At 41.5% G+C, this 25,224-nt stretch carries 23 protein-coding genes; 8 read left to right on the top strand and 15 right to left on the bottom strand.

Annotated features, from left to right (window positions below; translation table 11 throughout):
• Positions 1 to 40: 40 nt before the first annotated feature.
• Positions 41 to 961 (top strand): NAD-dependent epimerase/dehydratase family protein, encoded by a 921-nt coding sequence (locus tag ACXAH9_RS13355; RefSeq protein ID WP_474895355.1) that lies wholly within the window; start codon positions 41 to 43, stop codon positions 959 to 961.
• Here the strand turns inward: ACXAH9_RS13355 and ACXAH9_RS13350 are convergent.
• The 4 genes from ACXAH9_RS13350 to fahA form a co-directional block, all read right to left on the bottom strand.
• Positions 958 to 1,815, bottom strand: a complete 858-nt coding sequence (locus ACXAH9_RS13350; RefSeq protein ID WP_474895354.1) for an energy transducer TonB — start codon at positions 1,813 to 1,815, stop codon at positions 958 to 960. The genes ACXAH9_RS13355 and ACXAH9_RS13350 overlap by 4 nt on opposite strands.
• Before the next feature lie 16 nt (positions 1,816 to 1,831).
• The gene (locus ACXAH9_RS13345; protein ID WP_474895353.1) at positions 1,832 to 2,572 is read right to left on the bottom strand and encodes a class I SAM-dependent methyltransferase; all 741 of its coding nucleotides are present in this window, start codon (positions 2,570 to 2,572) and stop codon (positions 1,832 to 1,834) included.
• 73 nt (positions 2,573 to 2,645) lie between these two features.
• Complete coding sequence (locus ACXAH9_RS13340; protein ID WP_474895352.1) at positions 2,646 to 3,530, bottom strand: flavin reductase family protein; 885 nt, start codon at positions 3,528 to 3,530, stop codon at positions 2,646 to 2,648.
• A 71-nt stretch (positions 3,531 to 3,601) separates the two neighbouring features.
• Entirely contained in the window at positions 3,602 to 4,870 is a 1,269-nt protein-coding gene (gene fahA / locus ACXAH9_RS13335) for a fumarylacetoacetase (protein WP_474895351.1), read from the bottom strand.
• Between the two features lie 123 nt (positions 4,871 to 4,993).
• Between fahA and ACXAH9_RS13330 the strand changes: the two genes are divergently transcribed.
• On the top strand, positions 4,994 to 7,660 hold the full coding sequence (locus ACXAH9_RS13330; RefSeq protein WP_474895350.1) for a valine--tRNA ligase: 2,667 nt from the start codon (positions 4,994 to 4,996) through the stop codon (positions 7,658 to 7,660).
• A gap of 123 nt (positions 7,661 to 7,783) precedes the next feature.
• Here ACXAH9_RS13330 and ACXAH9_RS13325 read toward each other — a convergent pair whose 3' ends face one another.
• Genes ACXAH9_RS13325 through porX form a run of 3 tightly spaced genes read right to left on the bottom strand, consistent with a single transcriptional unit; the run spans position 7,784 to position 10,976 of the window.
• Complete coding sequence (locus ACXAH9_RS13325) at positions 7,784 to 9,010, bottom strand: alanine dehydrogenase (RefSeq protein WP_474895349.1); 1,227 nt, start codon at positions 9,008 to 9,010, stop codon at positions 7,784 to 7,786.
• Complete coding sequence (tsaE, locus tag ACXAH9_RS13320; RefSeq protein WP_349563118.1) at positions 9,007 to 9,426, bottom strand: tRNA (adenosine(37)-N6)-threonylcarbamoyltransferase complex ATPase subunit type 1 TsaE; 420 nt, start codon at positions 9,424 to 9,426, stop codon at positions 9,007 to 9,009. The genes ACXAH9_RS13325 and tsaE overlap by 4 nt, the downstream gene beginning before the upstream one ends.
• Positions 9,423 to 10,976 (bottom strand): T9SS response regulator signal transducer PorX, encoded by a 1,554-nt coding sequence (gene porX / locus ACXAH9_RS13315; RefSeq protein ID WP_474895348.1) that lies wholly within the window; start codon positions 10,974 to 10,976, stop codon positions 9,423 to 9,425. Before porX ends, tsaE begins: the two co-directional genes overlap by 4 nt.
• 45 nt (positions 10,977 to 11,021) lie before the next feature.
• Here porX and ACXAH9_RS13310 point away from each other — a divergent pair, with 45 nt between their 5' ends.
• The 4 genes from ACXAH9_RS13310 to ACXAH9_RS13295 all read left to right on the top strand — a co-directional run bounded on the left by ACXAH9_RS13310 (position 11,022) and on the right by ACXAH9_RS13295 (position 14,089).
• Entirely contained in the window at positions 11,022 to 12,254 is a 1,233-nt protein-coding gene (locus ACXAH9_RS13310) for an HD domain-containing protein (protein ID WP_474895347.1), read from the top strand.
• A gap of 7 nt (positions 12,255 to 12,261) precedes the next feature.
• Positions 12,262 to 12,840: an ABC transporter ATP-binding protein gene (locus tag ACXAH9_RS13305; protein ID WP_474895346.1), complete on the top strand. Its 579-nt coding sequence runs from the start codon at positions 12,262 to 12,264 to the stop codon at positions 12,838 to 12,840.
• A 236-nt stretch (positions 12,841 to 13,076) separates the two neighbouring features.
• A complete protein-coding gene (locus tag ACXAH9_RS13300; protein WP_474895345.1) occupies positions 13,077 to 13,538 on the top strand; it encodes a hypothetical protein in 462 nt (153 codons plus the stop codon).
• 50 nt (positions 13,539 to 13,588) lie between these two features.
• Complete coding sequence (locus tag ACXAH9_RS13295; protein ID WP_474895344.1) at positions 13,589 to 14,089, top strand: hypothetical protein; 501 nt, start codon at positions 13,589 to 13,591, stop codon at positions 14,087 to 14,089.
• Between the two features lie 72 nt (positions 14,090 to 14,161).
• Here ACXAH9_RS13295 and ACXAH9_RS13290 read toward each other — a convergent pair whose 3' ends face one another.
• Positions 14,162 to 14,539, bottom strand: coding sequence for a hypothetical protein (locus ACXAH9_RS13290; protein WP_474895343.1), 378 nt, complete (start codon positions 14,537 to 14,539; stop codon positions 14,162 to 14,164).
• 147 nt (positions 14,540 to 14,686) lie between these two features.
• Here ACXAH9_RS13290 and ACXAH9_RS13285 point away from each other — a divergent pair, with 147 nt between their 5' ends.
• Positions 14,687 to 15,265, top strand: coding sequence for a hypothetical protein (locus tag ACXAH9_RS13285; protein ID WP_474895342.1), 579 nt, complete (start codon positions 14,687 to 14,689; stop codon positions 15,263 to 15,265).
• Here the strand turns inward: ACXAH9_RS13285 and nspC are convergent.
• The 6 genes from nspC to ACXAH9_RS13255 all read right to left on the bottom strand — a co-directional run bounded on the left by nspC (position 15,262) and on the right by ACXAH9_RS13255 (position 22,712).
• Positions 15,262 to 16,377: a carboxynorspermidine decarboxylase gene (nspC, locus tag ACXAH9_RS13280; protein WP_474895341.1), complete on the bottom strand. Its 1,116-nt coding sequence runs from the start codon at positions 16,375 to 16,377 to the stop codon at positions 15,262 to 15,264. The genes ACXAH9_RS13285 and nspC overlap by 4 nt on opposite strands.
• Entirely contained in the window at positions 16,374 to 16,871 is a 498-nt protein-coding gene (locus ACXAH9_RS13275; protein ID WP_474895340.1) for a DinB family protein, read from the bottom strand. Before ACXAH9_RS13275 ends, nspC begins: the two co-directional genes overlap by 4 nt.
• Before the next feature lie 10 nt (positions 16,872 to 16,881).
• Positions 16,882 to 18,087 carry a saccharopine dehydrogenase family protein gene (locus ACXAH9_RS13270; protein ID WP_474895339.1) on the bottom strand — a complete coding sequence of 402 codons (1,206 nt, stop codon included), beginning with the start codon at positions 18,085 to 18,087 and terminating at the stop codon, positions 16,882 to 16,884.
• Between the two features lie 43 nt (positions 18,088 to 18,130).
• Positions 18,131 to 20,752 (bottom strand): DUF5916 domain-containing protein, encoded by a 2,622-nt coding sequence (locus ACXAH9_RS13265; protein WP_474895338.1) that lies wholly within the window; start codon positions 20,750 to 20,752, stop codon positions 18,131 to 18,133.
• 126 nt (positions 20,753 to 20,878) lie between these two features.
• On the bottom strand, positions 20,879 to 22,174 hold the full coding sequence (locus ACXAH9_RS13260) for a porin family protein (protein WP_474895337.1): 1,296 nt from the start codon (positions 22,172 to 22,174) through the stop codon (positions 20,879 to 20,881).
• The gene (locus tag ACXAH9_RS13255; RefSeq protein WP_474895336.1) at positions 22,155 to 22,712 is read right to left on the bottom strand and encodes an RNA polymerase sigma factor; all 558 of its coding nucleotides are present in this window, start codon (positions 22,710 to 22,712) and stop codon (positions 22,155 to 22,157) included. Before ACXAH9_RS13255 ends, ACXAH9_RS13260 begins: the two co-directional genes overlap by 20 nt.
• Positions 22,713 to 22,792: 80 nt before the next feature.
• Between ACXAH9_RS13255 and ACXAH9_RS13250 the strand changes: the two genes are divergently transcribed.
• Positions 22,793 to 24,085: a type IX secretion system plug protein gene (locus ACXAH9_RS13250; protein WP_474895335.1), complete on the top strand. Its 1,293-nt coding sequence runs from the start codon at positions 22,793 to 22,795 to the stop codon at positions 24,083 to 24,085.
• Here the strand turns inward: ACXAH9_RS13250 and ychF are convergent.
• Positions 24,082 to 25,179, bottom strand: a complete 1,098-nt coding sequence (gene ychF / locus ACXAH9_RS13245; RefSeq protein ID WP_474895334.1) for a redox-regulated ATPase YchF — start codon at positions 25,177 to 25,179, stop codon at positions 24,082 to 24,084. The genes ACXAH9_RS13250 and ychF overlap by 4 nt on opposite strands.
• Positions 25,180 to 25,224 lie beyond the last annotated feature (45 nt).

Below are 25,224 nucleotides of genomic sequence, written 5' to 3'. Positions count from 1 at the left end.
ATAGAGTCTCCTAATTAATTAACTAACCAATCAACCAAACATGAAAGTACTCATCACCGGTGGAGCCGGATATGTTGGAACCAAGCTGGTCAAGCACCTGGTTTCAAAAGCAGAAATCGAACAAATTGTCGTTTATGACAACCTGAGTAAAGGTCATCACAATTTCTTTTTGGGAAAGGAGTATGAGAACAAGGAGAAAATCCATTCAGTAAGGGGAGACATTCTTGATACTCGTCAGCTAAAAAAACTAATGACGGATTCAGACGTGGTTGTACACCTGGCAGCAATCGTGACTACTCCATTTGCCAACACGGATCCACATTTCTACGAACAGGTCAACCACTGGGGAACTGCGGAAGTGGTGTATTGTGCAGAGGAGTCGGATATTTCAAAATTCATCTATCTGAGTAGTACATCTGTATATGGAGCTAGTGATCAGGTTTCTGATGAATCAACCACTCCGGCACCATCCACCTTTTATGGCATTTCGAAGCTGCGAGGTGAAGAACACGTCAATCGACTAGCTGAAAAGAAGAACGCCATAAATATCCGAGGTGGAAATGTCTATGGTTATAGCAAATCCATGCGGTTTGATGCGGTAATCAATCGGTTCATGTTTGATGCAAACTTCACTAATCGTATTCAGATCAATGGAAATGGAAAACAGTCACGCGCTTTTATCCATGTCGATTACTTATGTAATGCACTTGCTCAGGCTATCATCAAAGAAGTGCCAAGCGGAACCTATAATCTGGTGGATAAGAATCTTCAGGTTTTGGATTTAGTAGATGTGCTTAAAGAAATCTATCCCACATTGGAGTTTCTGTTTACAAATCAGCACATGAATCTGAGGGAATTGAAAATCAATGCTAATAGCAAGCTCTTTGATTACATTGATCGATTTGAGACCCAAGTCTTGAAGAAGGAGCTATTGGAATTTAAAGAGCGGTTCGCTTTTTAAAGACCTTGTTGGATAGCTTCTATTGATAGTCTCCCTTTGGCCATAGCCTTGTAATATTTCTTAGCGGATTTTGGAGGGGTAAGGTGATTCCATTTATCCAGCATATAATGCAATAGATTCTTAGCTCCTTCAAGCTGAACTTCTTGTACATCTGACTGACCTAAGTAATGATCTTGTATTTGAATGCAACTCAAGTCTTTTCCGTTCTTGCGATTAAGTAAAATATAATTGACCATCGCTACTTCATAGTAAGTCTTCTGCTCTTCAGTATGCAATTCTCGAAAAAACTGACATTGAGTGGGTATGTTTAGATCAGGGTTAAGTGAATAGAGTTTATCAAAAATTTCCAGCGCATCTATTAGCTCCGAAGATAAAATAGTAGAATGAGTGAGTATGTAATTGGTAGCATCAAGCATTACGCCTTCATAATCCCGGAAGCCATTAGGGTTACTCTGGCTAATATCATTAAATCTTTCTTTGATATTAGAAACTGTTAAACTCGCAATGGAAAATTTGATATCTATTGATGTCCTAAATCGAATTTTATATCCACGCATAATTGCTGGTGAAAATCGCTCAGGAATATTTTGAATGACTCGAATTGCTTCCTCATCACACCCGCCACCAATCCCTTTTAGTACTTCTACATTGCTCACAGCACCAGTAGTATCTACAACAAAGGCAACTCTCACGTTACCTTCAATACCATAATCACTCGCTAATTTGGGATAGATAAGTTCTTGTCTAATGTATTGATGCAAAGCATTAACCCCTCCAGGATACTCTGCCATTTGTTGTTGACCCAATGAGCTAAACCAGGTGAGTATTAACAGGGTAGATAAAATTGTCTTCATAATAATTATTGAGCATTTATAATCCATTCGCCCCCACTCGCATAAAAAGTGGGAATCGCACATTTCGAGTTCCTGAACCCCAAACTTGACTTAACTGATCTTTGAATGCAGGAATAGGTGAATGACCATTGGCCTTGGTGTAATGCTGTACGGCAGACCAAGTACTTATATACCCGACCAATTGATCCAGTGATAGCACTTTCTCCATTTTGAACTTGGGTGCATCCTTCACTTCCTGATATGGGAAAGGAATGGTTTTGTAGGCCGCCTCAATATGATCACGCTCCGGATCCCAATAAGGCTTGGTTACTTTCCAATAAAAATGATCAATCACATCCTGAACATCAGCATCCACCTGTACCAAGCCATAACCGAACAAAACAAGAAACCCACCAGGCTTCAACACGCGTTTCACCTCAGCATTAAATAGCTCGTGATCAAACCAATGCGCTGCTTGCGCTACAGTTACCAAGTCAAAGTGATCATTGGGAAAGTTCGTTACTTCGGCAGACTGCTTGGAATAGTAGACATTTGCTGCTTGTTCGGCATTTTTTAGTTGGCGCTCACTTATATCGGTCGCTTGAACTTCTTCGAAGTACTGAGCTAACTTCAACGCGAGCTGTCCATTTCCTGTACCGCAATCCCAGCAACTTATTTTTTCTTTCGGTAGAGATGCAAGGTATTCCACCAATGCATCTGGATAGACCGGACGGAATTTGGCATAATCAGCCGATTGTGTCGAAAAATTATCTTTCATTTTATAAGCTTCAAGTTTCAAGAAATGAGCCTCAAGCTAACTTATCACTTGCTTCTTGAAGCTTGTGGCTTATCTACCCCATCATCAACACTTTCCAGGCCGTATCCACTTCATCTTCGTTTAGCAGGTCGGCTGCCAGCTTGTGAAGCTCCAGTTGCATATTCTCATCATCATCAAATGAATCGAGAATCGAACGAACTTCGGGTTCATTAGCGAAATTCTTAACTTCCTCCTCAGTCGGTAGTGATTCTACATTACCCAGCATCCCCAGATGGTTGCCGGTCAATACGGTGCTGGTTCGGATTTGGTCAGGTATTTGATCTACTCCTATTCCCATGGTTGTCAGAGGTTTGGCTACTTCAAATATAGCATCTCCGCTCGCTCTGGCATACCAATTTCCTCCCATTCTTGCTACTGCATCCAGTTTGTTCGGATGGATTTTACCATTCTCATCCAAAACCCGATCAGCAATATGCATCAGCTGCACTTCGCAGATTACCAGCTGCCCGGCTCCTCCCTGCTCTCCCAGCGATTTCACCTCAATCACTTTGCACTCAAAGGAGACAGGAGCTTCTTTCACCCGTGGGGGCTTCACTCGCTCTGACTTGACCTCCGTAAAACCCGCTTTCTTAAACTCATTAACCCCTTTTCCATATTCCGTACTGCTCAACGACATCTGCTGCACCATGTCATAAGACACAATATTCACCGTGCACTCCGGATGCTCCAGTACATTTTCCAGTGTATGTTTAGTTGTATTATCTCTGCCTCTCCGTGCGGGAGAAAAGATCATGATTGGAGGGTTTGCGCTAAACACATTGAAAAAGCTGAAAGGGCTCAGGTTTACATTTCCATCTTTGTCCACGGTGCTTGCAAAAGCTATTGGACGAGGTGCTACTGCTCCCAGTAAGTGCCCATGTAATTCGGGTACTGGTATTTCTTTTGGATCGATTGTCATAGTTTATTATTTAACTACTTCCCCACCCCCCGAGTCGTCGGACCGCTCCACAGGGGGATAGTTGAGAACTTTTATTTAGCTGGCAAAACCTTTGTACTTACTTCACCAAATCCGATTCGCACACCATCTTTCTCGGCGTGTCCACGCATGATTACCGTATCACCATCCTGAATGAACTTTCGCTCCGAACCATCCGGCATCTTTACCGGCTTGGTGCCCTTCCATGAGATTTCCAACATAGAGCCAAACTGACTTGGTTCCGGTCCGGAAATCGTACCACTTCCATACATATCTCCGGTTTTGATGTTACAACCGTTTACGGTCTGATGAGCTAATTGCTGTGCCATATTCCAGTACATATATTTGAAGTTGGAATTTCCGACCACTTTTTCTTCACTTCCTTCCGGCTGAATAGCTACTTCTAAATCGATATCAAAGTGCTTATTTCCATCATATTTTAGATATGGTAAGACTTCAGGATCTTGCTTTGGTCCCGGGATACGGAATGGTTCCAGTGCATCCAAGGTCACAATCCATGGTGAGATAGAAGATGCGAAGTTTTTAGCCAGGAATGGTCCTAAAGGCACATATTCCCATTTTTGAATATCTCTGGCCGACCAGTCATTAAACAACACCATGCCAAAAATATGGTCTTCAGCCTCCTCAGTAGTGATCGAATCTCCTAATTGATTTTGGCCACAAGTAATGAACGCCATCTCCAACTCGAAATCCAATAATTTGCATGGACCAAATACGGGAGGTTCGTCCTCATTGGGTTTCTGCTGACCCTTAGGTCGATGTATCGGAACGCCCGATTCGATAATAGAAGATGCCCGTCCATGATAACCTACGGGAATGTGCTTCCAATTTGGCATCAGTGCATTGTCCGGATCGCGGAACATAGACCCGACATTGAAAGCATGCTGCTCACTTGAATAGAAATCGGTATAATCTCCAACCCGAACAGGCAAGCACATTTTTATTTTATCCATATCATTCAACACAGACTGAAGTGCATAGTGATTTTTCAATTCTTCATTGCCTTCCTGCAGAAGTTCGGAAACACGTTCTCTAACCTTTCGTGCAGTTGGTTTTCCAAGGTTCATGAAATCATTCAGGAATTCTTTATCGAAGATGCCTTCAGGCAATCCCATTCCATCAAATAATCCATGATTATGTAATCCGGCAAGGTCCAAAACCTTATTTCCTATGGCTACTCCGACACGTTTAATCCCCTCCTTTTTAAAAATTCCGAACGGTAAATTCTGGATCGGGAAGTCTGAATTAGCGGGCACATCTACCCAGGATTTTAGTTTTGGATTGTTTGCAGCTATTTCCATTTTTCAATTTTTGATTCAATTCTACAAATATGCATGGCATAATTCCTTTGACAAAGGGAAAAGAAGCTTGAGAGCTACTAACTTTGCGGCTTCAAAAAATTTTAAAGACACAGTAGCGCGCTCATGAGCATTTCCACACAATATGACCCGACGCAGGTAGAAGACAAATGGTACCAGTACTGGATGGATCAAAACTTCTTTCATGCCACTCCTAAAACCGGCAAGGAAGCATACACCATCGTCATTCCGCCTCCTAATGTCACAGGTGTCCTCCACATGGGTCACATGCTCAACAACACGATTCAGGATGTTTTGATTCGGAAAGCCCGAATGGAAGGTAAAGAAGCCTGCTGGGTGCCTGGGACGGATCATGCTTCTATTGCTACCGAGGCGAAGGTGGTGAAGATGCTTCGTGAAAAAGGCATAAAGAAATCTGATCTTTCCAGAGAAGACTTTCTAAAACACGCCTATGAATGGAAAGACAAATATGGCGGGATTATCCTTGAGCAGTTAAAGAAACTAGGAGCTTCGTGCGACTGGGATCGGACAGCATTTACCATGGATTCAAACTACCATGATGCTGTCATTAAGCAATTCGTTGATCTTTTCAATAAAGGATACATCTACCGTGGTTTGCGTATGGTCAACTGGGACTGTGAGGCGCAGACGACTATTTCAAACGAAGAGGTGATCTACAACGAGGATGGTGAGAAAGCAGTCCTTTACCACGTTAAGTACCAAATCAAAGACTCAGATGAGTTCGTTACCATCGCTACTCAGCGACCGGAAACTATCATGGGTGATACTGGAATTGCCGTTAATCCAAAAGATGATCGCTTCAAGCATTTGATCGGAAAGAAAGCATTGGTTCCTTTCATCAATCGTGAAATCCCGATTGTTGGGGATGATTATGTGGAACTGGACTTTGGTACTGGTTGTCTGAAAGTAACCCCGGCACACGATCCGAATGACTATGAGATCGGTCAACGACACAACCTGGAGATCGTAGACACCATCAACCTTGATGGAATGCTCAATGAGAAGTGTGAGATTGACAAGTATATTGGCCAGGATCGATTCAAGGTTCGTAAGATGATTGTGAAGGATCTGAAGGAAGCAGGCATCCTGGTAAAAGAAGAAGAGTTTGTAACCAAAATTGGTCGCTCAGAACGAACTAATTCTGTAGTGGAGCCAAAGCTTTCTCTACAGTGGTTCATTAAAATGAAAGAGATTTCCAAGCGGGCACATAAAGCCGTGATGGATGATGAAATCCAACTCTTTCCATCCAAATTCAAGAACACTTACAACCACTGGATGGAGAATGTACGAGATTGGTGTATCTCTCGTCAACTATGGTGGGGTCAGCGAATTCCTGCATACTACTACGGTGATGGAGAGAATGATTTTGTGGTTGCTGAAACGATTGATCAGGCTGTAGAGGAAGCACGTAAAACTACAGGGAACAACGACCTAACTGCCAGTGATCTAAAACAAGATGAAGATGTACTGGACACCTGGGCATCATCTAACCTATGGCCAATTGCAGTGTTTGATGGGTTTAATGAAAAGTGTTACGACCCTGCAACCGGAAAGATTGACAAGAGCAAGAATGAAGAACTCAACTTCTTCTACCCTACCAACACGCTGGTAACTGCACCTGAAATTTTATTCTTCTGGGTGGCACGAATGGTGATTGCCGGATATGAATATCTGGATGAAAAACCATTTGAAAACGTGTACCTGACCGGGATCGTACGTGACAAGCAGCGACGTAAGATGTCCAAATCATTGGGTAATTCACCTGACCCACTAGATCTGATCAAACAGTATGGAGCAGACGGTGTGCGAACCGGAATGCTTTTTAGCTCTCCTGCAGGAAACGACCTGCTGTTTGACGAGAAGCTATGTGAACAGGGACGAAACTTCTCCAACAAAATCTGGAACGCCTTCCGACTGGTAAGTGGATGGGAAACGACCGATAAAGCACAACCTGAAGTGAATACTCAGGCTATCACATGGTTTGAGAACAAACTAAACAAAGCATTGAAGGAGTTGGAAGATCACTTTTCCAAGTTCCGTATGTCGGATGCCTTGATGACCGCTTACAAACTGGTATGGAACGACTTCTGTAGTTGGTACCTGGAATGGATCAAACCGGAGTACGGCAAACCAATTGATGCGGAAACTAAAGCCAAAACAATCGAACTATTTGAGCAGGTCTTGAAACTATTGCATCCGTTTATGCCATTCATTACCGAGGAACTGTGGCATGAACTGAAAGATCGAAAAGATGGTGACGCAATCATCGTTGCAGAGTGGCCAAAGGCTCAAAGCTTTGACGAAAAGATTTTAAAAGAAGCTGACTTACTTTTTGAGATCACGTCAGGCGTTCGAAACATCCGAAGTTCTAAAGGAATCTCTCCGAAAGAAGCATTTGAACTGACAACTAATGCGAAAACCATTAGTGGTATTAGTGAATCTTTGAAAAAGCTTGCGAATCTTTCTGAGATCAAATCAGGAGGCAAGCCTGAAAATGCTTTCAGCTTTGTAGTAGGGTCAGATGAGTTTTTCATTCCTGCTTCAGACAATGTGGACATGGAAGCAGAGAAGAAAAAGATTGAGGAAGAACTTAACTACACGCGCGGCTTCATGAAGTCCGTAGAAAAGAAGCTTTCTAATGAGCGCTTTGTGAACAATGCTCCTGAGCAGGTAGTGGCTATGGAGCGAAAGAAGCTGGAAGATGCTGAGGCGAAGATTAAGACACTAGAGGAGAGTTTGGCATCTTTGTAGGTGTGTTCCCTTGAAGCGGTTCGACGTTTCGAGATTACAGGAGTGATCACATCCCCCTCGTTCCCGCTTTCCATCGCACCCCCCCCCTTCAAAAGGGGTAATGATCTTAAGATTTATGAGGCACTAAATCCTGGCCGCCATAAACAAGCTGATATCCTTAAACGCCAGATTGAAGCGCTTGGCGAGGTTGAGGTTGGTGAGGGTGCCCTTGTAAGAGTATACTCCTTTCTGCAACCATGGGTGTGTATAGATCATTTCGTCAAACCCGCCACAATCTCCTGCTTCCAGTAAAATCGGGGTAAAGATGTTGGAGATCGCCAATGAAGCCGTTCTAGCTACACGAGAAGCGATATTTGGCACACAGTAGTGCGTCACATCATGCTTCACAAAGACTGGTTTTTTGTGATTGGTGAGCTCGGATGTCTCTATACATCCTCCCTGATCGATGCTTACGTCAATGATTACTGATCCGGCCTTCATGCTCATCACCATTTCCTCTGTAACCAGCATCTTAATTTGCCCTTTCTCAAATCGCACGGCACCTATCAAAACATCTGCTTCCTTTACTTCTTTTGCAAGCAGTGCCTCATCATAAGTAGATGTATAAATCTCCTGACCTAGCGAGTGCTTCAGCCTTCTCATCTTATAAATCTGATTATCGAAGACACGTACTTCAGCTCCATGTCCCAATGCTGCCCGGGCAGCAAATTCTGCCACCGTTCCGGCTCCAATGATCACTACTCGGGTTGGTGGCACTCCGGTAATTCCTCCCAGGATCACTCCCCTACCGTCATTCGCACTACTTAGGTATTCAGCGGCAATCACCATGACTGTACTGCCGGCCACTTCGCTCATTGCACGTACCAATGGCAACCCTCCCACTTTATCCTGGATAAATTCATAACCAATTGCAATAAGTTTTTTCTTATTGATAGCCTCCAGATACTTCACGTTCTGTTTCCCTGCTTGAAATGCTGAAATCAGCGTGCTTCCAGGCTTCATCATGTCGATCTCCTTCAAAGTGGGCGGCTCCACTTTCAAAATTGTATTGCACTCAAAAACCTCCTTGGCACTATATGCGATTTTTGCTCCAGCCTCGCTGTATTCATTGTCAGAAAAATTCGCAGACTCTCCGGCTTTGGTCTCAACCACTACTTCATGTCCATTGGCTACCAGCACCCCTACAGAAGATGGCTTAATAGGCATTCGCTTTTCCTGATCCGCGACCTCTTGCGGCACACCAATCTGCATGGATTGATGCTTTTTGGAAATTTTCGCAGGTGATTCCTTAGGGTATAGCGTCTGTTCTTTGGCTAACTCCGCAAATCCGGATTTTGACGTTTCGTTCATTTAGGTTGTGCAGTTAGTGATCGGGTGTTATCACCTACTAATTTAATGCTTATTTGCAGGTATTCATCAGGCAAAAGTGGCTCAATGATTTCCGGCCATTCCAGCAGGCAAAGATTTCCCGAAAAGAGGTATTCTTCTAGCCCAATATCAATGGCTTCCTCAACATCCTCCAGTCGGTAAAAATCAAAGTGATAAATTTCTTCACCTTTATCAGTCAGGTACTCATTCACAATCGAAAACGTAGGTGAGCTCATCTCATCCTGAACACCTTTCTCCTCGCAGATTTTTTTTATCAGAGTGGTCTTACCTGCTCCCATCTCTGCATCAAAACACCAGACGTTGATGTTTCCAAAATTACTCAGGAGCTTTCTGGCCACTTCCTGAAGCTCGTCTTCATTGTAATTAGGTATGGTCATTTATTTGCCAGTGTAATAAATGGAATAATAATTTCCTCCATAGAAATGCCTCCATGCTGAAAAGTGTCTTTGTAATGCCGCACGTAGTGATTAAAGTTATTCGGATAGGCAAAGAAGTGATCATCCATCGCAAATACATAAGCAGAGCTTACATGCGGTTTAGGTAGTCCGAATTGCTCCGGATCACGTGTGAAAAAGACAGACTTTTCATCAAAGGCGAGGTTTCTTCCAACCTTGTATCTCAGGTTTGTGTTGGTCTTGCGATCACCTACGATCTTCTGCGCCTTATTGACTCTGATAGTACCATGATCTGTAGTGATCATCACTTTCACTTTCTGCTCGGCTAAAATCTTAAGGGTATCGTATAGTGAAGAATGTGTAAACCATGATTTGGTAATGGAGCGATATGCAGACTCATCAGGAGCTAATTCCCTGATCATTTGCATATCTGTACGTGCATGAGATAGCATATCCACAAAATTGAATACGATGGCATTCAATCCATTATTCATTAGGTTGGGAATGTTTTCACTTAGCTGCTTTCCCTCTTCTGCTCGCAGGATTTTGTGATAACTAAACTTTTCTTTAACCGCATTTCGAGCCATATTAGCTTCCAGCAGTTCCGCTTCTTTCAAATTCTTTCCATCGTCATCTTCCTCATCCACCCATAAATCCGGGTATCTTCTCGACATTTCCAGTGGGGTGAGTCCACCAAATAAAGCATTTCGTGCATAGGATGTGGTGGTTGGTAAAATGGAAAAATACATCTCTTCTGAATCCACACTAAAAAGCTCGGCTACATCCGGCTCGATAACCTTCCATTGATCATATCTCAAATTATCTATGACTATCAAAAAGACCGGTTCTTTTCCTACTTTCGGGAAAACCTTTTGCTTTAAGAGGTTATGTGACAGTAGCGGACGATCTTCCATATCCGGGTCTGTGATCCAGTCCTGATAATTGGAAGTAATAAACGATGAGAAGTTTCCATCCGCTTCTACTTTTTGTGCACTGAGGACTTCCACCATACTTTTATCTTGCGTCTCATCCAGCTCCAGTTCCCAATACACCAGTTTTTTGTAGATATCCATCCAATCCTGATGATCCTGAGCGTCCATCACATTCATCGCCAACTTTTGAAATTCCTTCTGATAATTTAGGTTGGTCTTCTCAGAAATGATTCGTTTGTTATCCAGGATCTTCTTGACAGAAAGTAGAATCTGGTTGGGGTTCAAAGGCTTAATCAGATAGTCGGCAATTTTTGCACCGATGGCTTCTTCCATGATTTCTTCTGCCTCATTCTTGGTTATCATAACCACAGGTAGGTTTGGATGGGTAGACTTAATGTAATTCAGTGTTTCCAAGCCCGACATTCCAGGCATGTTTTCATCCAGAAATACGATATCGAAGTGATTGTGATCAATCTCTTCCAACGCATCCGAGCCACTATTCACTGGAGTCAGCTGGTATCCCTTCTGTTCAAGAAATAAAATATGCGGCTTCAGCAGCTCAATTTCATCGTCCGCCCATAAGATTTTAAATTGCTGCATTAATTCAGTTTTGGCTTTCTTTTGCTAAGTAAATCACAAACGCTGTTGAACAAAAAGAAAATTCTTAATGATCCGGTTTACGGTTTCATCAATATACCCAACGATCTCATCTTCGACATCATCGAGCATCGTTATTTTCAGCGATTGAGGAGAATAAAGCAGCTAGGCCTTACGGACCTTGTTTATCCTGGAGCACTTCATACCAGATTCCATCATGCACTTGGCGCAATGGACCTCATGAGACGAGCCCTGAACGCACTGCAAGAAAAAGGAGTGGAAATTTCCGATAAGGAAAGACAATCCAGCATGCTGGCTATCCTGCTACATGATGTGGGGCATGGACCTTTTTCACATACGTTAGAGTTTTCCTTGTTTAAAGGAGTACATCATGAGCAAGTAGGGCTTTGGATGATGGATCGCTTAAACAAAGAATTTGATGGTGCGCTGGACATGACCATCGAGATATTCCTAAATAAATACAAACGACCTTTCTTTCACCAATTGGTATCCAGTCAGCTGGATATTGACCGGCTGGATTACCTTAAAAGAGATTCATTTTTTACAGGTGTATATGAAGGGGCCATCGGATCTGAGCGGATCATAAAAATGCTGAATGTAGCCAGTGAACATCTGGTGGTGGAAGAAAAGGGCATTTACAGTATTGAAAATTTTCTAAGTGCCAGACGATTGATGTACTGGCAGGTGTATTTACATAAAACAGCGGTAAGTGCAGAAGTGATGCTGATTGAGCTGATTAAGCGAGCCAAAGTTCTGACCCAGCGGGGCGAAAAGCTGGAAGCCACACCAGCATTAAAGATTTTCCTTGAAAGAAACATCACTGATAAAGATTTTGCGGAAGACCCGGATATACTTGAGGTTTATGCCCTCCTTGACGACTCGGACATCTGGGGATCAATTAAATTCTGGCACGAGCATGATGATAAGGTCCTACGAACACTTAGCAAAATGATATTAGATCGGAAGCTTTTAGGCATCTCCTTTTCCAATGAGCCCACAGGAAGAATCGTGACTGATGATCTTATTCAAAAGGTCAAAAACCTCTATGATGTAAATGATGAAGAAGCAGGCTATTTCATAAAAATAGGCTCTGTGAGTAATTCGGCCTACATTGCCTCAGGCCAGTCAATTAAGATTCTCAGAAAAAATGGTAATGTAGTCGATGTGGCAGATGCTTCGGATCTCCCTAATATTAAGGCAATGAGTAAAATTGTGACCAAGCATTATCTATGTGCTCCTAAAGAACTATTAAATCGATAGCCTGTCTATGATCCTCGTAGGAGAAAATATTGGAAAGAAATTTGGCAAGAATTGGATCTTTCGTGAACAAAATTTCACGCTGAAAACAGGGTCATCTGTTGCGATCACGGGAAAAAACGGTTCAGGTAAATCAACATTGCTACAAATCATGGCCGGCTTTCTGACTCCCAGTGAAGGAGAAATTGAAGTGGACGGAAAAAAAATAGATGAAAGTGAGCATTCAGCAGTTTTTGTTGGTCCTTACACCGAGATTATTGAAGAATTTACATTGAAAGAGTTTCTGGAATTCCATTCCACCTTTAAAAAAAACACATGCTCCATTGAAGAAATGGCCGAATCAGCCTCTCTACCACTTTCTAAGCCCATCAGTGATTTTTCTACAGGGATGAAGCAACGGGCTAAGCTCATCACCTCATTTTTCTTCGAAAATGACATTATTTACATGGATGAACCCACCTCTAATCTGGACACAGAAGGCTTTGAATGGTGGAAAAAAGAGGTTTTGGAGCTAAAACAGCAGTTGATCATCGTTGCATCCAATGACATGCAAGAAATCGAAATATGCGAAGAACAGCTTCATCTTTAAAAAAAGATCGGTCGGCGAATAATTTCGACGGGATTTCCCTGTTTAATAGGTATAAAAGATAAAAAGTCCTACTTTTGGTATGTTCTAATATCTAATCAGACAATTATTTAGATTCTAATTATGAAATGTTCAGTAAGCTAAGTTTTCAATGAGGTTTACTTAAATAAAATTATTCGCCTTGTTGCAGCAACAACCTACCGAACATTCCATGTGACAACAAAAATCAATTATTACACATGAAACAATTATCAAACTTACTTGCTGCCTTAGTTTTTGCTTCCTTAGTTATTTTTATGTCCTGCGGTGGCGGTGGTGGTGATGATGGACCGTCAGATTTAGAGATCGCTGTTGATAACCTGACCGTTTCTGGTGGTTTCTCGAATCCGTCAACTGTTCAAACTGATGGAGGGACTGCTGATGGAGACTGGTCTACATTCGGAATTACCTTTTCTGGATCAGTCGATGGTGGATCATATACTGTTAGTAATGTTCCTGCTGGATTCGAAGATGTATGGTCAAACGGAACCTGGACCATCAATGATGCTGCAACAGTGATAACCAAAACTCATCAAGGTGGTACTGCTACTAATATGGTTGCTACGATAGGTGAAGGGTCATTGACGCTTGAATTTGATGTTGCTGATCCAACTGCTCGTGATAACGGTATTGCTGGAGAATGGACATTTGTGTTTAATTAATCCATTAAGAATTTTAACATCTGAAGGGTAACTTTGCGTTACCTTTTTTTATGCTCATAGAAGAAAAATACTTTTCACAGGACAAAAACTATCTTCTCAAGTCCGTTCAGGCTTTCTCAAAGGAAGCACTTCTTGATCAGTGGCTTCAGGAAATACTAAATGCATACCATCTTCTCCATAATCCTATGGGGCTAGTTGATGATTTTATCATTGAGCTTAGAGAGAAAATCCATTTAGGAAAAGAGCTACTAGAGGATAATTATGATGTACTCGCAGCAATCTACCGTCATGATCATGCAGATAATCAATTAGAGATCATGTGGGATGGCAGATCACATATGGAAGCGTATGACAGTGACTGGAAGGAAATGTATGAGCAATGGATTGCAAAGCTTTCTCAGATTAAAGAAATTCAGCGACCCATTATTAAGTATGTTGTTTCTGAATCTGGAGTGAATCATCAGTTTTTAAAACAGAGCATCAGAAGGGCCATGCTCTCACATTTTGGGTTAAGGATGAGATCGCAGACATTGTATAGAGTTAGTGCTTGATTATCCAGCACTCAATTTCTCTACAACTATCAGATTTATTCCTCCCCCAACCCCCTCCAGAGGGGGATATAGTTAGTGCTTGATCCGGCAGACTTTACAAAACTTTTGTTTACCAGGTGGGCGCTTTTTCGGAGGGCGCTTATGACCGTGAAATTTCACTCCTTTCTTAGCCTCTTTACGCTTAATTTTCTCAGACTTACGTTCAATCTTTGCATTCTCGGCGTATGCTTTACTCACTCTTTTTCTGAAGGCCAATCGCTCCTCCTCTGAAAATTTGAGCTGTGGTTTGTCCTTCCTCTTTAAAAAAGAGAAGAAACTTTTTTTCTCTTTTTTAACAGCCTGATACCTGGGAGCAGGTTGCTTTGGAATCTCTGCTGTTCGCGTATTCTGAGCGAACAGCAACCCCATACCCAGGCAATAGACAAGTGTAGCAGATAAAATTTTATTCATAGCACCTCTTCACAAAACGAATGAAGAATAATTTATTGCCAAAAGTGACAAAAGATTCCCTCCTATCACAAAAATGGTTAATCTTTTGCTTCGTTTACATGCAAGACCATCAAACCATTTTATTTTTCCGGTCGTTATTGAATCTTCATGAAAAATTTCTTTTTTCTCATACTCTTCGTAAGCTCGTCGATTGGTTACTCTCAGATTGTTCGTGAGAATGAGCTACAGAAAAAAATAGAGGATGGTGCTAACCTGATGGCACTGGGGAAATATGATAGTGCCCAGATGATATTCCAATATGTGCTTCAAAACATGGAGAAGCTTCCGTCGGAAATGGCCTACTTCTTTGGACGGAATAGCTTTCACCTGGGTAAATACAAACAAAGCATCAACTGGTTAAATAAGTACATTCAGTTGAAAGGTACGAAAGGCATGTACTATGAACCTGCCATTCAATACTTACAATATGCTGAGGATGAATACCTAAGAATTCAGCGCTCCCTGGCAGAACAATTTGAAGAAGACCTTGAGTCGGCAGAATATGACTGTGGAGGACTTGAAAAAATGCTTTGTCCTGTTTGTCATGGTTCCGGGGTTGTCGTACAGGCTGGAATCTTTGACGAGGTATACAAAACTTGCCCCTATTCACTTGGAGAGGGGTATCTCTCGTGTGAGGAGTACAACTTGTTTATGCGAGGAGATTTGGAGCCTAAGCTGAAAAACTAGGACAGTCGATTTTTAAAATCTTCATATCCAAACTCGCGGATTAACTCAAATTCGCCATCTGCTCTTAATATTCCAATGGATGGATGTTTTACACCATTGAACGTGCTGGTCTTCACCATTGTATAATGGATCATGTCTTTGAAGACAATCGAATCTCCGATTGCTAGAGGTTTTTCAAACCAATACTCATCCAGAAAATCGCCTGCCAGGCAACTAACTCCCCCTAAGCGATATGGGTGCCATCCTTCTACTTTCACATCAGATCCGTTCTCCAATTTCGGACGATATGGCATCTCCAGGCAATCAGGCATATGACAAGTGAATGATCCGTCAAATATGGCTGTCTTTTTACCCCCATTTTCTACAACATCAAGCACTTTGGTATGTAGATCTCCGGTCTGCCAAGCAAAGGCACTGCCTGGCTCGAGAATCACTTGAACGTCGTGTTTTTTTCTAAAATCTGACAATATTTTGATCAAGTGATTGGTATTATATCCTTTACGAGTCATCAAGTGTCCACCGCCCATATTTACCCATTTTACTTTAGCCAGGTAATGGCCAAATCTGCTTTCAAAGGATTTTAGCACATGCTCAAGTGCATAAGCGTCAGATTCGCATAGCACATGAAAGTGTAGTCCTTCTACTCTTGCAGGAAGGTCATTCAAATTTTCACTGGTGATACCCAGTCTCGAAACCGGGCTAGAAGGATTATATAAATCTGTTTCAACATCCGACCATTCAGGATTCACCCTCAATCCAACGCTCACCTTCTCAGGAACCCGATCTATAAATCGCTGATACTGAGCCAATGAATTAAAGGTGATGTGCGAGGATTTAGCAACAATCTCGTCGAATTCATCATCACTATAGGCAACACAGTATGTGTGGGATTTTACTCCCATTTCTTCGTTACATAGTCTCACTTCATTGAGTGAGCTGGCTGTAGCTCCTTTAACGTATTTTCTAACAGTGGAGAAAGTACTCCACATCGCAAACCCCTTAAATGCCAAGATAATCTCAATCTCAGCTGATTTTTGAACATGATCAATCAATTGAAGATTTTGGATCAGTTTCTCTTCATCAAGGACAAAACAAGGAGATGGAATTTTCACCTGGAATATCGTTCGTGGATTACGTTTAGATGATGCTTCAAATGTCCGGCGATAATATAGCCAATTGCCTCCACGGACATTTCTACCTTATTCGAAACACCGCTTCGCTTTCTCATTTCATCTGTAAAAGATGTGAATAAATCTACCGTTGAAGCACGAACATTAGTAAACTCAGTCATCAAACTATGAATGGGACGTTTTTCTGCATTGGATTGCGGAACATAATCGTTTTGTTCGAACCCAGGAATTTCAGTCTTGTCATTCCTGGCAAATCTAAGAGCCCGATAGGCAAAAATGCGTTCTGAGTCAATCACATGTTGAATTACCTCTTTGATACTCCATTTACCTTCTGCATACCTGTAAGCACCCTGAGCTTCACTTAGGCCTCTTCCAAATTCGATAAACTCATCCCCGGTTTTCAAAAGCAGGGGTACCAAATCACCTTGACCAAGTGATTTCACATAGCCTTGATAAAACTCAGGGACGCTATTCATATCTATCATATCAGTCCATTCCCAGGTCTATATCCTCTTTTTCATGCCATGGCAAGCCAGACGTGCCAAGTTTCTCAAGGAATGGATCAGAACTAAATTCTTCCACATTAAAAACTCCTGCACCTGACCACTCACCGGTCAGCATCATAGCAGCACCAACCATGGCAGGCACACCTGTGGTATAAGAAACGCCTTGAGCTCCAGTCTCATCATAGGCTGCCTTGTGGCTGCAATTATTCCAAATGTAATACGTTTTCACTTTGCCGTCTTTCACTCCTTTTATACGACAACCGATGGAGGTCTCACCTTCATAGTTTTCTCCGAGATCACCAGGATTTGGCAAGACGGCCTTTAAAAACTGAAGTGGGACAATCTGTTTTCCCTCATAATTCACAGGCTCAATAGAAGCCATTCCGATATTTTGAATTACTCTTAAATGAGTGAGGTACTCATCGCCAAATGTCATCCAGAATCTAGCTCGCTTAATTGTAGGATAATTTTTTACCAAGGATTCTAACTCCTCATGATAGAGGAGGTAAGAAGGTCTCTTTCCAATATTCGGATAGTCAAGCTCTTTTCGATACTCAAATGGATTGGTTTCTACCCATTTACCATCCTCCCAATATTTTCCTTTTTGCGTGATCTCACGAATATTAATTTCAGGATTGAAATTCGTTGCAAAGGCTTTGCCATGATCACCAGCATTACAATCCACAATATCCAAATAGTGAATCTCGTCGAAGAAGTGATTAGCGGCACGGTTGGTGAAAACTCCAGTAACTCCAGGGTCAAATCCACAACCAAGAACAGCGGTCAAACCAGCCTCTTTAAATTTGTCCTGATAGGCCCATTGCCATTTATATTCAAATTTTGCCTCCTCTGGTGGTTCGTAATTGGCCGTATCCAGATAATGAACACCTGCTTCCAGACACGCATCCATGATAGTGAGATCCTGGTATGGAAGCGCCACATTGATGACCATTTCTGGGTTGTGTTTTTTAAACAAAGCAACAACCTGATCCACATGATCCGCATCCACCTGATCTGTTTCTATGGAAACACCGTGTGCTTTTTTGACATCAGCGGCTATATCATCACATTTTGATTTCGTTCTGGATGCTAAAACAATTTCAGTGAATATATCTGGGTTTTGTGCGCACTTAAAGGCTGTAACACGACCAACTCCCCCTGCACCAATTATTACTACTTTGGACATAATGATTTTTTAAGATTTAGCCCAAAGTTAGCAGGAAGAATCCTTACAAAATAAATCGATAGGTGTATTTAATTAAGAAGGTATTGTTGCCTGTGAGACCAGAAAGGTGTGAGGTCAGATCATTAAAGCTGTTGTTTCGCGATTGATCAAAGTAGGAGCCATTATTGGCCCAAACCAGAAACAAAGTAGATCCCGGAATGTATTCCCATCGCATTACGAAATTTGAACGAAACTGTACAACGTTAAAGTTGGGATCACTGAATGTATAATCCGGATCTTGGTTTCCATTTTCATATATCTCATATGTGCTGTTTGCCTCATCAAACACAATCTGACTTTCCTCATAAATATGAAATCTGCTGTTATAATTTTCTGCATTTGGTAAATGCACGCGTTTAAATTGACTGTACTCACCTGCTGCAATGAATGGCTGTCCCCAAAATTCCAATGTCAGATTAGGAGTAATATTGTAATTAGCTCTGACTGACATGCTATAAGTTTCCTGCTCCACCCTACCCAATATGTACCTTGTATCGCCTTCAAAATCTTGCTGCGTAATATATTGAAGGTCATTTCTATTCCAGTTTACATTTGGTGAAATGGAGATTTGTAAAGCATCCATTGGTCTCATATTGATATTTAGTGAGATCCCAGAGCTTTTCCTAAAATCATTTTGTCCCCAATTGAACCAGTTGTTAAATGAAACACGTACCTTCTTTCGGCTATTAGTACCAATCCAGTACCAATAGTTGATGTTGCCGGGATATTTAATGGATGGACCCCCTCTCAAATCTGCATTGGAAACGCTGGAACCACCGATCCACATGCCCTGTCCGAATCCCCAATAATTATTGAATTCCAAATTCATATTGAGATTCATGCCTCGATTTGTAACTGCGCCACCAAAATCATTATTGTACTCAGCATAAACATTATAATTCTGTGACCGGAAAAGATTTGTTACTTTATTCACACGATATTGCGTCCAAAACCAATTATTAAAGTCATCTGTCTGACGAAGAAATCCGGCATCATTCAATACAAGCTCGGGTGATCTATAGTTAGAGCCAATCGTCCACCGCCAATTACCACTGCGTTTGCCAAACGAAAAGGTAGCTGCTGAGCCGGTAAGGCTTGTGCGGGTAGAGTCTACCTCTTTGTGATTATTATCCGGCCTTTGGAAAAAACGCTCAGATGCCGTCTGAGTGCGGTAGATAGCTCCCATTGTTCCATCTACACGACTAAACATTGCGCGAAATTCCATTCCGTATTTTCGATCCTTGAAATTATGATCTAAGTCTATTCCTGCACTGGTTGCCTGATCATGGAGGTACTCCAATCCATTGCCACTATTATCAAATCTTTTAACATTCGTTGCGATAGCTCCCACTACCGTCTTTCCTCCATCGATATCTTGCTGTGCTCTGGCTACCAAAAAATTGGTGTAGGGCTCAACTACTTCCTGACCTCTGCTGCCATCCTCGTATTGAACGTCGGCTCGTTCTTTGTTTGTAATCGATTCCAGGACTCCCCATGAGAAGCCTTTGGCATTTTTACCAGTTATTTTAGCTGCTCCCAGAATTCTGGTGTTGTTAGGATAATCTATGTATTCCACATTGTCAGGGTATCCATGTGGCCTTCCACCCACACGTCGTGAATAAAACAAGTTATTAGGTCCACCACTCGTTCGAAATGAAAGTAGATTGCTTCCTTCAAGAAAGAAAGGCCTTCTTTCCCTAAAAAAGAGCTGAAAAGCGGATAGGTTTACTGCCGATGGATCCGCATCTACCTGTCCAAAATCCGGGTTAAATGTTAGATCTAGAGTAATATCAGAGGTAATTCCAATTTTGGCATCCAATCCCACATTCCCCTTGTATTCCTTTCCAGTATCTCTGAAGGGGTTTCCCTCTTCCTTTGGATACTTATCTAATGATGCGAGAACGTATGGTTGAATCTCTAGTTGTTTTTGTGGTTTAATTCCTGTTATTCCATTCAATTCTCCGAATAAATGGACCCAACCAGGTGCATTAGGATCCACAGGCTGCCAGGTAGATCGTTCCTCTGATCTGAAGATTCTTCTGGTGAACTGAATACCCCAGGTATGATGCTCTTGATTAGCAAATCTTAGTTGTGAAAGTGGTATTTTAAACTCAGCAACCCATCCCTCATCATCTACACTTGTCCTTAAATACCATATAGGATCCCACGTGGAGTCCCAGTCATTCCCATTGTTAGATACGTATTCATCCCCTTTAACGCCAGAAACCGACGCAGTGAAAGAAAAGGCTGTTCGCTTGTCATTGTAGCTATCGATGTTAATTTCAACAAAATCACCATCGAAACCATCACGACGAGACATTCTCTTTACAATCTTTTCCGGTTCTGTATCCAATGCTCTGATTCCAACATAAAGAAATTTAGCGTCGTAAAGGATTTTAAATTTGGTCTGCTGAAGGGGTTCTACGTTGAAGTCAGGTCTATGTCCAACAAAATCACCACCCCATTCCACCTGATTCCAGGCTTCATCATCAAGTTTTCCATCAAGAACAATTTCTCCCTGACGCCATGCGGTTGTATAAGATTTTCGATTTTCAATCTCCTGGGCGTGTGCGGAAGAAAATAGAATAAGAAATAACAAGACATAGAATAGTCCTATTCTAAGCATGAGTTTTTGAGTTAGTTGACGAGTTTCAGGTGAAATACCTAACGTTTTACACCTTCAAAAGTGTACTTCTTCTGTGATGAATGGTTACATCTTTTATGCGAAATAGGATTAATCGTTGATAGAAGGCTACTGTAATGTGTATCTCAAGCCTGTCTGAATCAGGAAACGAGACGGGGATGTAGCAGAATTGCTGATCGGAGTAATAGCGTGTCTATAATTGGGTTCAATGGTTAAATTAAATTTATTGAAAATTGAATAGCCTAGCTCTAAACCTCCAATTCCATCAAATGACCATTCATTATAAAGGTTTAATTCATCGCTATTTAATATTTGTTTTGAGGGATCAGAAATATTACCTTCTAAGAGGTAATTTGCTGAAAGACCTGCATTCAGACGCAGACTGAATTTATCATTGACTAAAAAATATCCCGCCTTGACAGGGATGGATGCAAACTGCACGCTGTTATTTATTGAAACTTCATGGTCATAATTTTCTCTCACTTCAAAACTAGCCTCCCTTGCTGAAGAACCTGGAGCACTCAATGACCCGTCAGAACCGTTTGAGTTGTCGATGAAATTGGAGTTGTCAATTGTATAAACATCTAAAACATTAATAGATGCGGTACCGCTATTCTCTACTGATGTATAAGCTACTCCACTTTCTAAGGTCCATCTCTTTCCCATTTGCACTCCAAAATCTATCCCGATGGTGGTGGCAATAGCCTCACTCATATTTTGGGAGACATTGGTGGTGGGATTTACAAACTGTCCAGAACCAATAGCAGATGCTAGACCTGCAGGATTCAGTGAATTAGCAAGTGTGCCTTCTCCTCCAAAATCCGCATTGAAATTTCCCGCTCCAGCCTCTACTCCTGCCCACACTTTCTTATCGGTTATGTCTTTACTCGGTCTTTTTGGGATACTGCCCGATGACCTGTATCTGTAAATGTCATTGGAGACATTGGCAAATAAAAGTCCAGGTCGTTTACCCTCAACCTCCCTGTGCTCCATAAGTAATAATTGCCCATTGGAATGTGTGGTATTTTGCGACCGGGGCTTCTCCGATGACTGAGATGCTGAGCTAAAAGCTAGACTTCTTTGGGTGAGTCCGGTAAAATCGTGATTGTAGCTATAGTAGCTATCAAAATCAACATCATTTGATAGAAGTGCATTGTAGCTGGCAATCTCATTTTTGTCCTTTTCTAGCAGAGTGGAAGGGAAATATAAAACACCCAGGAGCACTACAGCTACCAAAACGGCTGCAACTGACACCCATTTATACATTAAGTGTTGAGAAGCATAAATCGAAACCAATTCAGCGTTAAGAGAATTTTCGATCTCACTCCAAATTCCCTGAGGTGCTTTTACTGTTTGTCCTTCAAACTTCTTCTGGATACTATCTTCAAACTTCCCCCGATCCATATCTTACCTGATCTCTCTGCATAATCTTTTCCGCCAACAATGACTTAGCCCTTGAATACTGTGATTTTGATGTTCCTTCACTTATCTTAAGCTTCTTTGCTATCTCATGATGCTTATATCCTTCAATAGCAAATAGGTTGAATATAATCTGACAACCAGTCGGCAACTCCCTAATAAGATTTAAAAGCTCCTCATAGCTTAGTTCAGATACTGCACTTTCCTTTTCGCTCCAATCATCCAAATCATTAACATCTACCATCGGATAGAGATAAAGTTTGCTCCGCTGATGGTTGAGTGCAGTATTTACCACTATACGCTTTATCCAATATGCCAGCGATGAGTCTTTTCTGAAATTTTTAATATTCTTAAACACTTTGATAAAGGCTTCCTGAATGATATCCTCAGCTTCTTGCTGCATTTTGGAATATCGAAGTGCTACTAAATACATTCCATCACAATACTTATCGTAAAGTGCCTGTTGGAATTCTTTTTTGCCTTTCTGGCAGCCTTTAATCAATTTTTCTTCAGAAACCGACATTCATGTTGGCATTTAAATAGACCCAGTACCGAATATTATGGTTGCAATATCTAATTTGGGCTTTTCGTCCCATTAAAGTTATGAAGAACCTAGCGATAATTACAATTTCTTTTTTGTTAGTCCAGTGTGAACCTGTAGTCCCTCAACAATCAAGCATAAATAAGAAAATCATTTTTGACAATTACGACTATGAGGATTTTGTAGGCATCACCACAGTGGTTCCTGTTGAAAATGGGCAGATTAAGGCAATAGAAAATCAGGTTGTAAGCCTGAATGACAATGATCAGCTACTTCTCAGTTTTGATCTATTGACTGATCAATTTGAAAACCTAAGTGCTAAAATCTACCACTGCAACAAAGACTGGACAAAATCCAGGCTTAGAGATATGGAGTTTCTATCTCAAATCAACAATTACCGCATCACAGACTTTGATTACTCCGTAAATACCGTTCAACCTTACATCAACTATCGTTTTACTATTCCTAAACCAATTTTATCTGGTAATTACATAGTAGCAGTTTTTAGAAGAGCCAACCCGGATGATGTAATATTGACACGTCGGTTTTTAGTGGTAGATAGTAAAACCACGATCGATCACACGGTAAGGGTAAGTACCACCATCGATAAACGAGAGGAGAATCACCAGATAGAATTTAGCCTGAACTATGGAAATCTTCAAGTCAATGCTCCAGCACAGGATATCTCGCCGGTTATCCTTCAAAATCATAATTGGAACACCGCTATTACCTCCATTCCTCCTACACTCATGCGTGTCAATGAAGGCTATCTCGAGTATCGACACCTGGACCTAAAAACCAATTTTTATGGGTGGAATGAGTTTCGATTTGCAGACTTAAGAACATTAAACGTATCAGGAAGAAACGTTGGAAAAATTGTGAATACAGGGACTAAGATCATTGCCCCTTTAAAGCTGGATGGCTCCAGGCAAAACACAACCTACACCCAAAATTTTCAAGATATTAATGGAAACTTCATTGTTCAAAACAATGATCCCGGAGAGTCCACATTAAATGCAGACTATGCAGATGTAACCTTTGCTCTTAAGTCAGACCCTATCGATGGTGATGTATATGTTTTGGGTAGATATAACAATTGGCAATTGACCGACCTGAACAGAATGAGCTACACCAATCAAAATGGATTAGGAAGGTATCAAGCCACCATTCCTCTTAAACAGGGGTACTATGAATATCTATATTACGTAGAAAGCAGTGAACTACTTCCTTACTATTTTGAGGGGAGTCACTTTCAGGCTGAAAACGTCTATGAGATTCTGGTATACTACCGAAAACCCGGCAACATCAACGATGAACTGGTTGGATACAAGCGATTTAGATCTATCGAAAACTAGACATTGAACCTGAAGTGCATTACATCACCATCTCGCACTACATATTCTTTTCCTTCGATAGATAGCTTTCCAGCTTCTCTACATCCCGCTTCGGTCTTATATTGCTGGTAGTCAGGGATTTTGATAACCTCAGCTTTGATAAACCCTTTTTCAAAATCCGTGTGAATAACTCCTGCAGCTTGTGGTGCCTTCCATCCTTTTTTGATGGTCCATGCTCTCACTTCGGTCTCTCCTGCTGTGAAGTAAGTGATCAGATCTAGCAATGAATAAGATGCTTTAATCAATCGATTCAGACCTGATTCTTTCAGGCCATACTCCTCCAAAAACATTTCCTTTTCCTCGGGATCATCAAACTCAGCAATCTGAGCCTCCAACCCTGCAGAGACCAATATCAACTGTGCATCCTCATTCTTTATATTTTCTTCTAGCTTTTTACTCCACTCATTTCCTGAGTTTATAGACTCTTCATCCACATTGGCTACATAAATGATGGGCTTATCTGTCAAAAGTTGTAGTGGCTTGATCCATGCCCGATGCTCTTTATCCATCTCCAGGGAGCGTGCATTCTGTCCACTTTCCAGGTGAGACTTAAATTTTTGAAGCACGTCAAACTCAGCTTTTGCATCCTTATCCCCCGATTTTGCAATCTTTTGTACTCGCTCAATGCGTTTATCAATTGACTCCAAATCTTTTAACTGAAGCTCCGTATCGATCACCTCTTTATCTTCTATAGGATCTACTTTACCGGAAACGTGAACGATGTTATCATTATCAAAACACCTGATTACGTGAATGATGGCATCTACTTCTCGGATATTGGCCAAAAACTGGTTCCCTAAACCCTCCCCCTTGCTTGCTCCTTTTACCAATCCGGCAATGTCCACAAATTCGATTACCGTTGGCAACACTTTCTGTGGATTTACCAGGTCTGCCAGAATCTGCAGCCTTTCGTCAGGAACGGTGATAACACCTACATTTGGCTCGATCGTGCAAAATGGAAAGTTGGCCGCTTCTGCTTTGGCGTTTGATAAAGCATTAAAAAGAGTGGATTTCCCAACGTTTGGTAGTCCGACGATTCCGCACTGTAATCCCATAGAAATGTATTATAAAAGGTTTGATCTTCAATTTTGTGGCGCAAA

The organism is Ekhidna sp. ABH4_415 (assembly GCF_056161305.1).
This window is presented reverse-complemented; position numbering and strand designations above follow the sequence as displayed.

Excerpts from the sequence above, each read along its gene's own strand:
- ACXAH9_RS13355 (WP_474895355.1), top strand. The coding sequence starts at position 41 with ATGAAAGTACTCATCACCGGTGGAGCCGGATATGTTGGAACCAAGCTG.
- ACXAH9_RS13350 (WP_474895354.1), bottom strand. The coding sequence starts at position 1,815 with ATGAAGACAATTTTATCTACCCTGTTAATACTCACCTGGTTTAGCTCA.
- ACXAH9_RS13345 (WP_474895353.1), bottom strand. The coding sequence starts at position 2,572 with ATGAAAGATAATTTTTCGACACAATCGGCTGATTATGCCAAATTCCGT.
- ACXAH9_RS13340 (WP_474895352.1), bottom strand. The coding sequence starts at position 3,530 with ATGACAATCGATCCAAAAGAAATACCAGTACCCGAATTACATGGGCAC.
- fahA (WP_474895351.1), bottom strand. The coding sequence starts at position 4,870 with ATGGAAATAGCTGCAAACAATCCAAAACTAAAATCCTGGGTAGATGTG.
- ACXAH9_RS13330 (WP_474895350.1), top strand. The coding sequence starts at position 4,994 with ATGAGCATTTCCACACAATATGACCCGACGCAGGTAGAAGACAAATGG.
- ACXAH9_RS13325 (WP_474895349.1), bottom strand. The coding sequence starts at position 9,010 with ATGAACGAAACGTCAAAATCCGGATTTGCGGAGTTAGCCAAAGAACAG.
- tsaE (WP_349563118.1), bottom strand. The coding sequence starts at position 9,426 with ATGACCATACCTAATTACAATGAAGACGAGCTTCAGGAAGTGGCCAGA.
- porX (WP_474895348.1), bottom strand. The coding sequence starts at position 10,976 with ATGCAGCAATTTAAAATCTTATGGGCGGACGATGAAATTGAGCTGCTG.
- ACXAH9_RS13305 (WP_474895346.1), top strand. The coding sequence starts at position 12,262 with ATGATCCTCGTAGGAGAAAATATTGGAAAGAAATTTGGCAAGAATTGG.
- ACXAH9_RS13300 (WP_474895345.1), top strand. The coding sequence starts at position 13,077 with ATGAAACAATTATCAAACTTACTTGCTGCCTTAGTTTTTGCTTCCTTA.
- ACXAH9_RS13295 (WP_474895344.1), top strand. The coding sequence starts at position 13,589 with ATGCTCATAGAAGAAAAATACTTTTCACAGGACAAAAACTATCTTCTC.
- ACXAH9_RS13290 (WP_474895343.1), bottom strand. The coding sequence starts at position 14,539 with ATGAATAAAATTTTATCTGCTACACTTGTCTATTGCCTGGGTATGGGG.
- ACXAH9_RS13285 (WP_474895342.1), top strand. The coding sequence starts at position 14,687 with ATGAAAAATTTCTTTTTTCTCATACTCTTCGTAAGCTCGTCGATTGGT.
- ACXAH9_RS13275 (WP_474895340.1), bottom strand. The coding sequence starts at position 16,871 with ATGAATAGCGTCCCTGAGTTTTATCAAGGCTATGTGAAATCACTTGGT.
- ACXAH9_RS13270 (WP_474895339.1), bottom strand. The coding sequence starts at position 18,087 with ATGTCCAAAGTAGTAATAATTGGTGCAGGGGGAGTTGGTCGTGTTACA.
- ACXAH9_RS13265 (WP_474895338.1), bottom strand. The coding sequence starts at position 20,752 with ATGCTTAGAATAGGACTATTCTATGTCTTGTTATTTCTTATTCTATTT.
- ACXAH9_RS13260 (WP_474895337.1), bottom strand. The coding sequence starts at position 22,174 with ATGGATCGGGGGAAGTTTGAAGATAGTATCCAGAAGAAGTTTGAAGGA.
- ACXAH9_RS13255 (WP_474895336.1), bottom strand. The coding sequence starts at position 22,712 with ATGTCGGTTTCTGAAGAAAAATTGATTAAAGGCTGCCAGAAAGGCAAA.
- ACXAH9_RS13250 (WP_474895335.1), top strand. The coding sequence starts at position 22,793 with ATGAAGAACCTAGCGATAATTACAATTTCTTTTTTGTTAGTCCAGTGT.
- ychF (WP_474895334.1), bottom strand. The coding sequence starts at position 25,179 with ATGGGATTACAGTGCGGAATCGTCGGACTACCAAACGTTGGGAAATCC.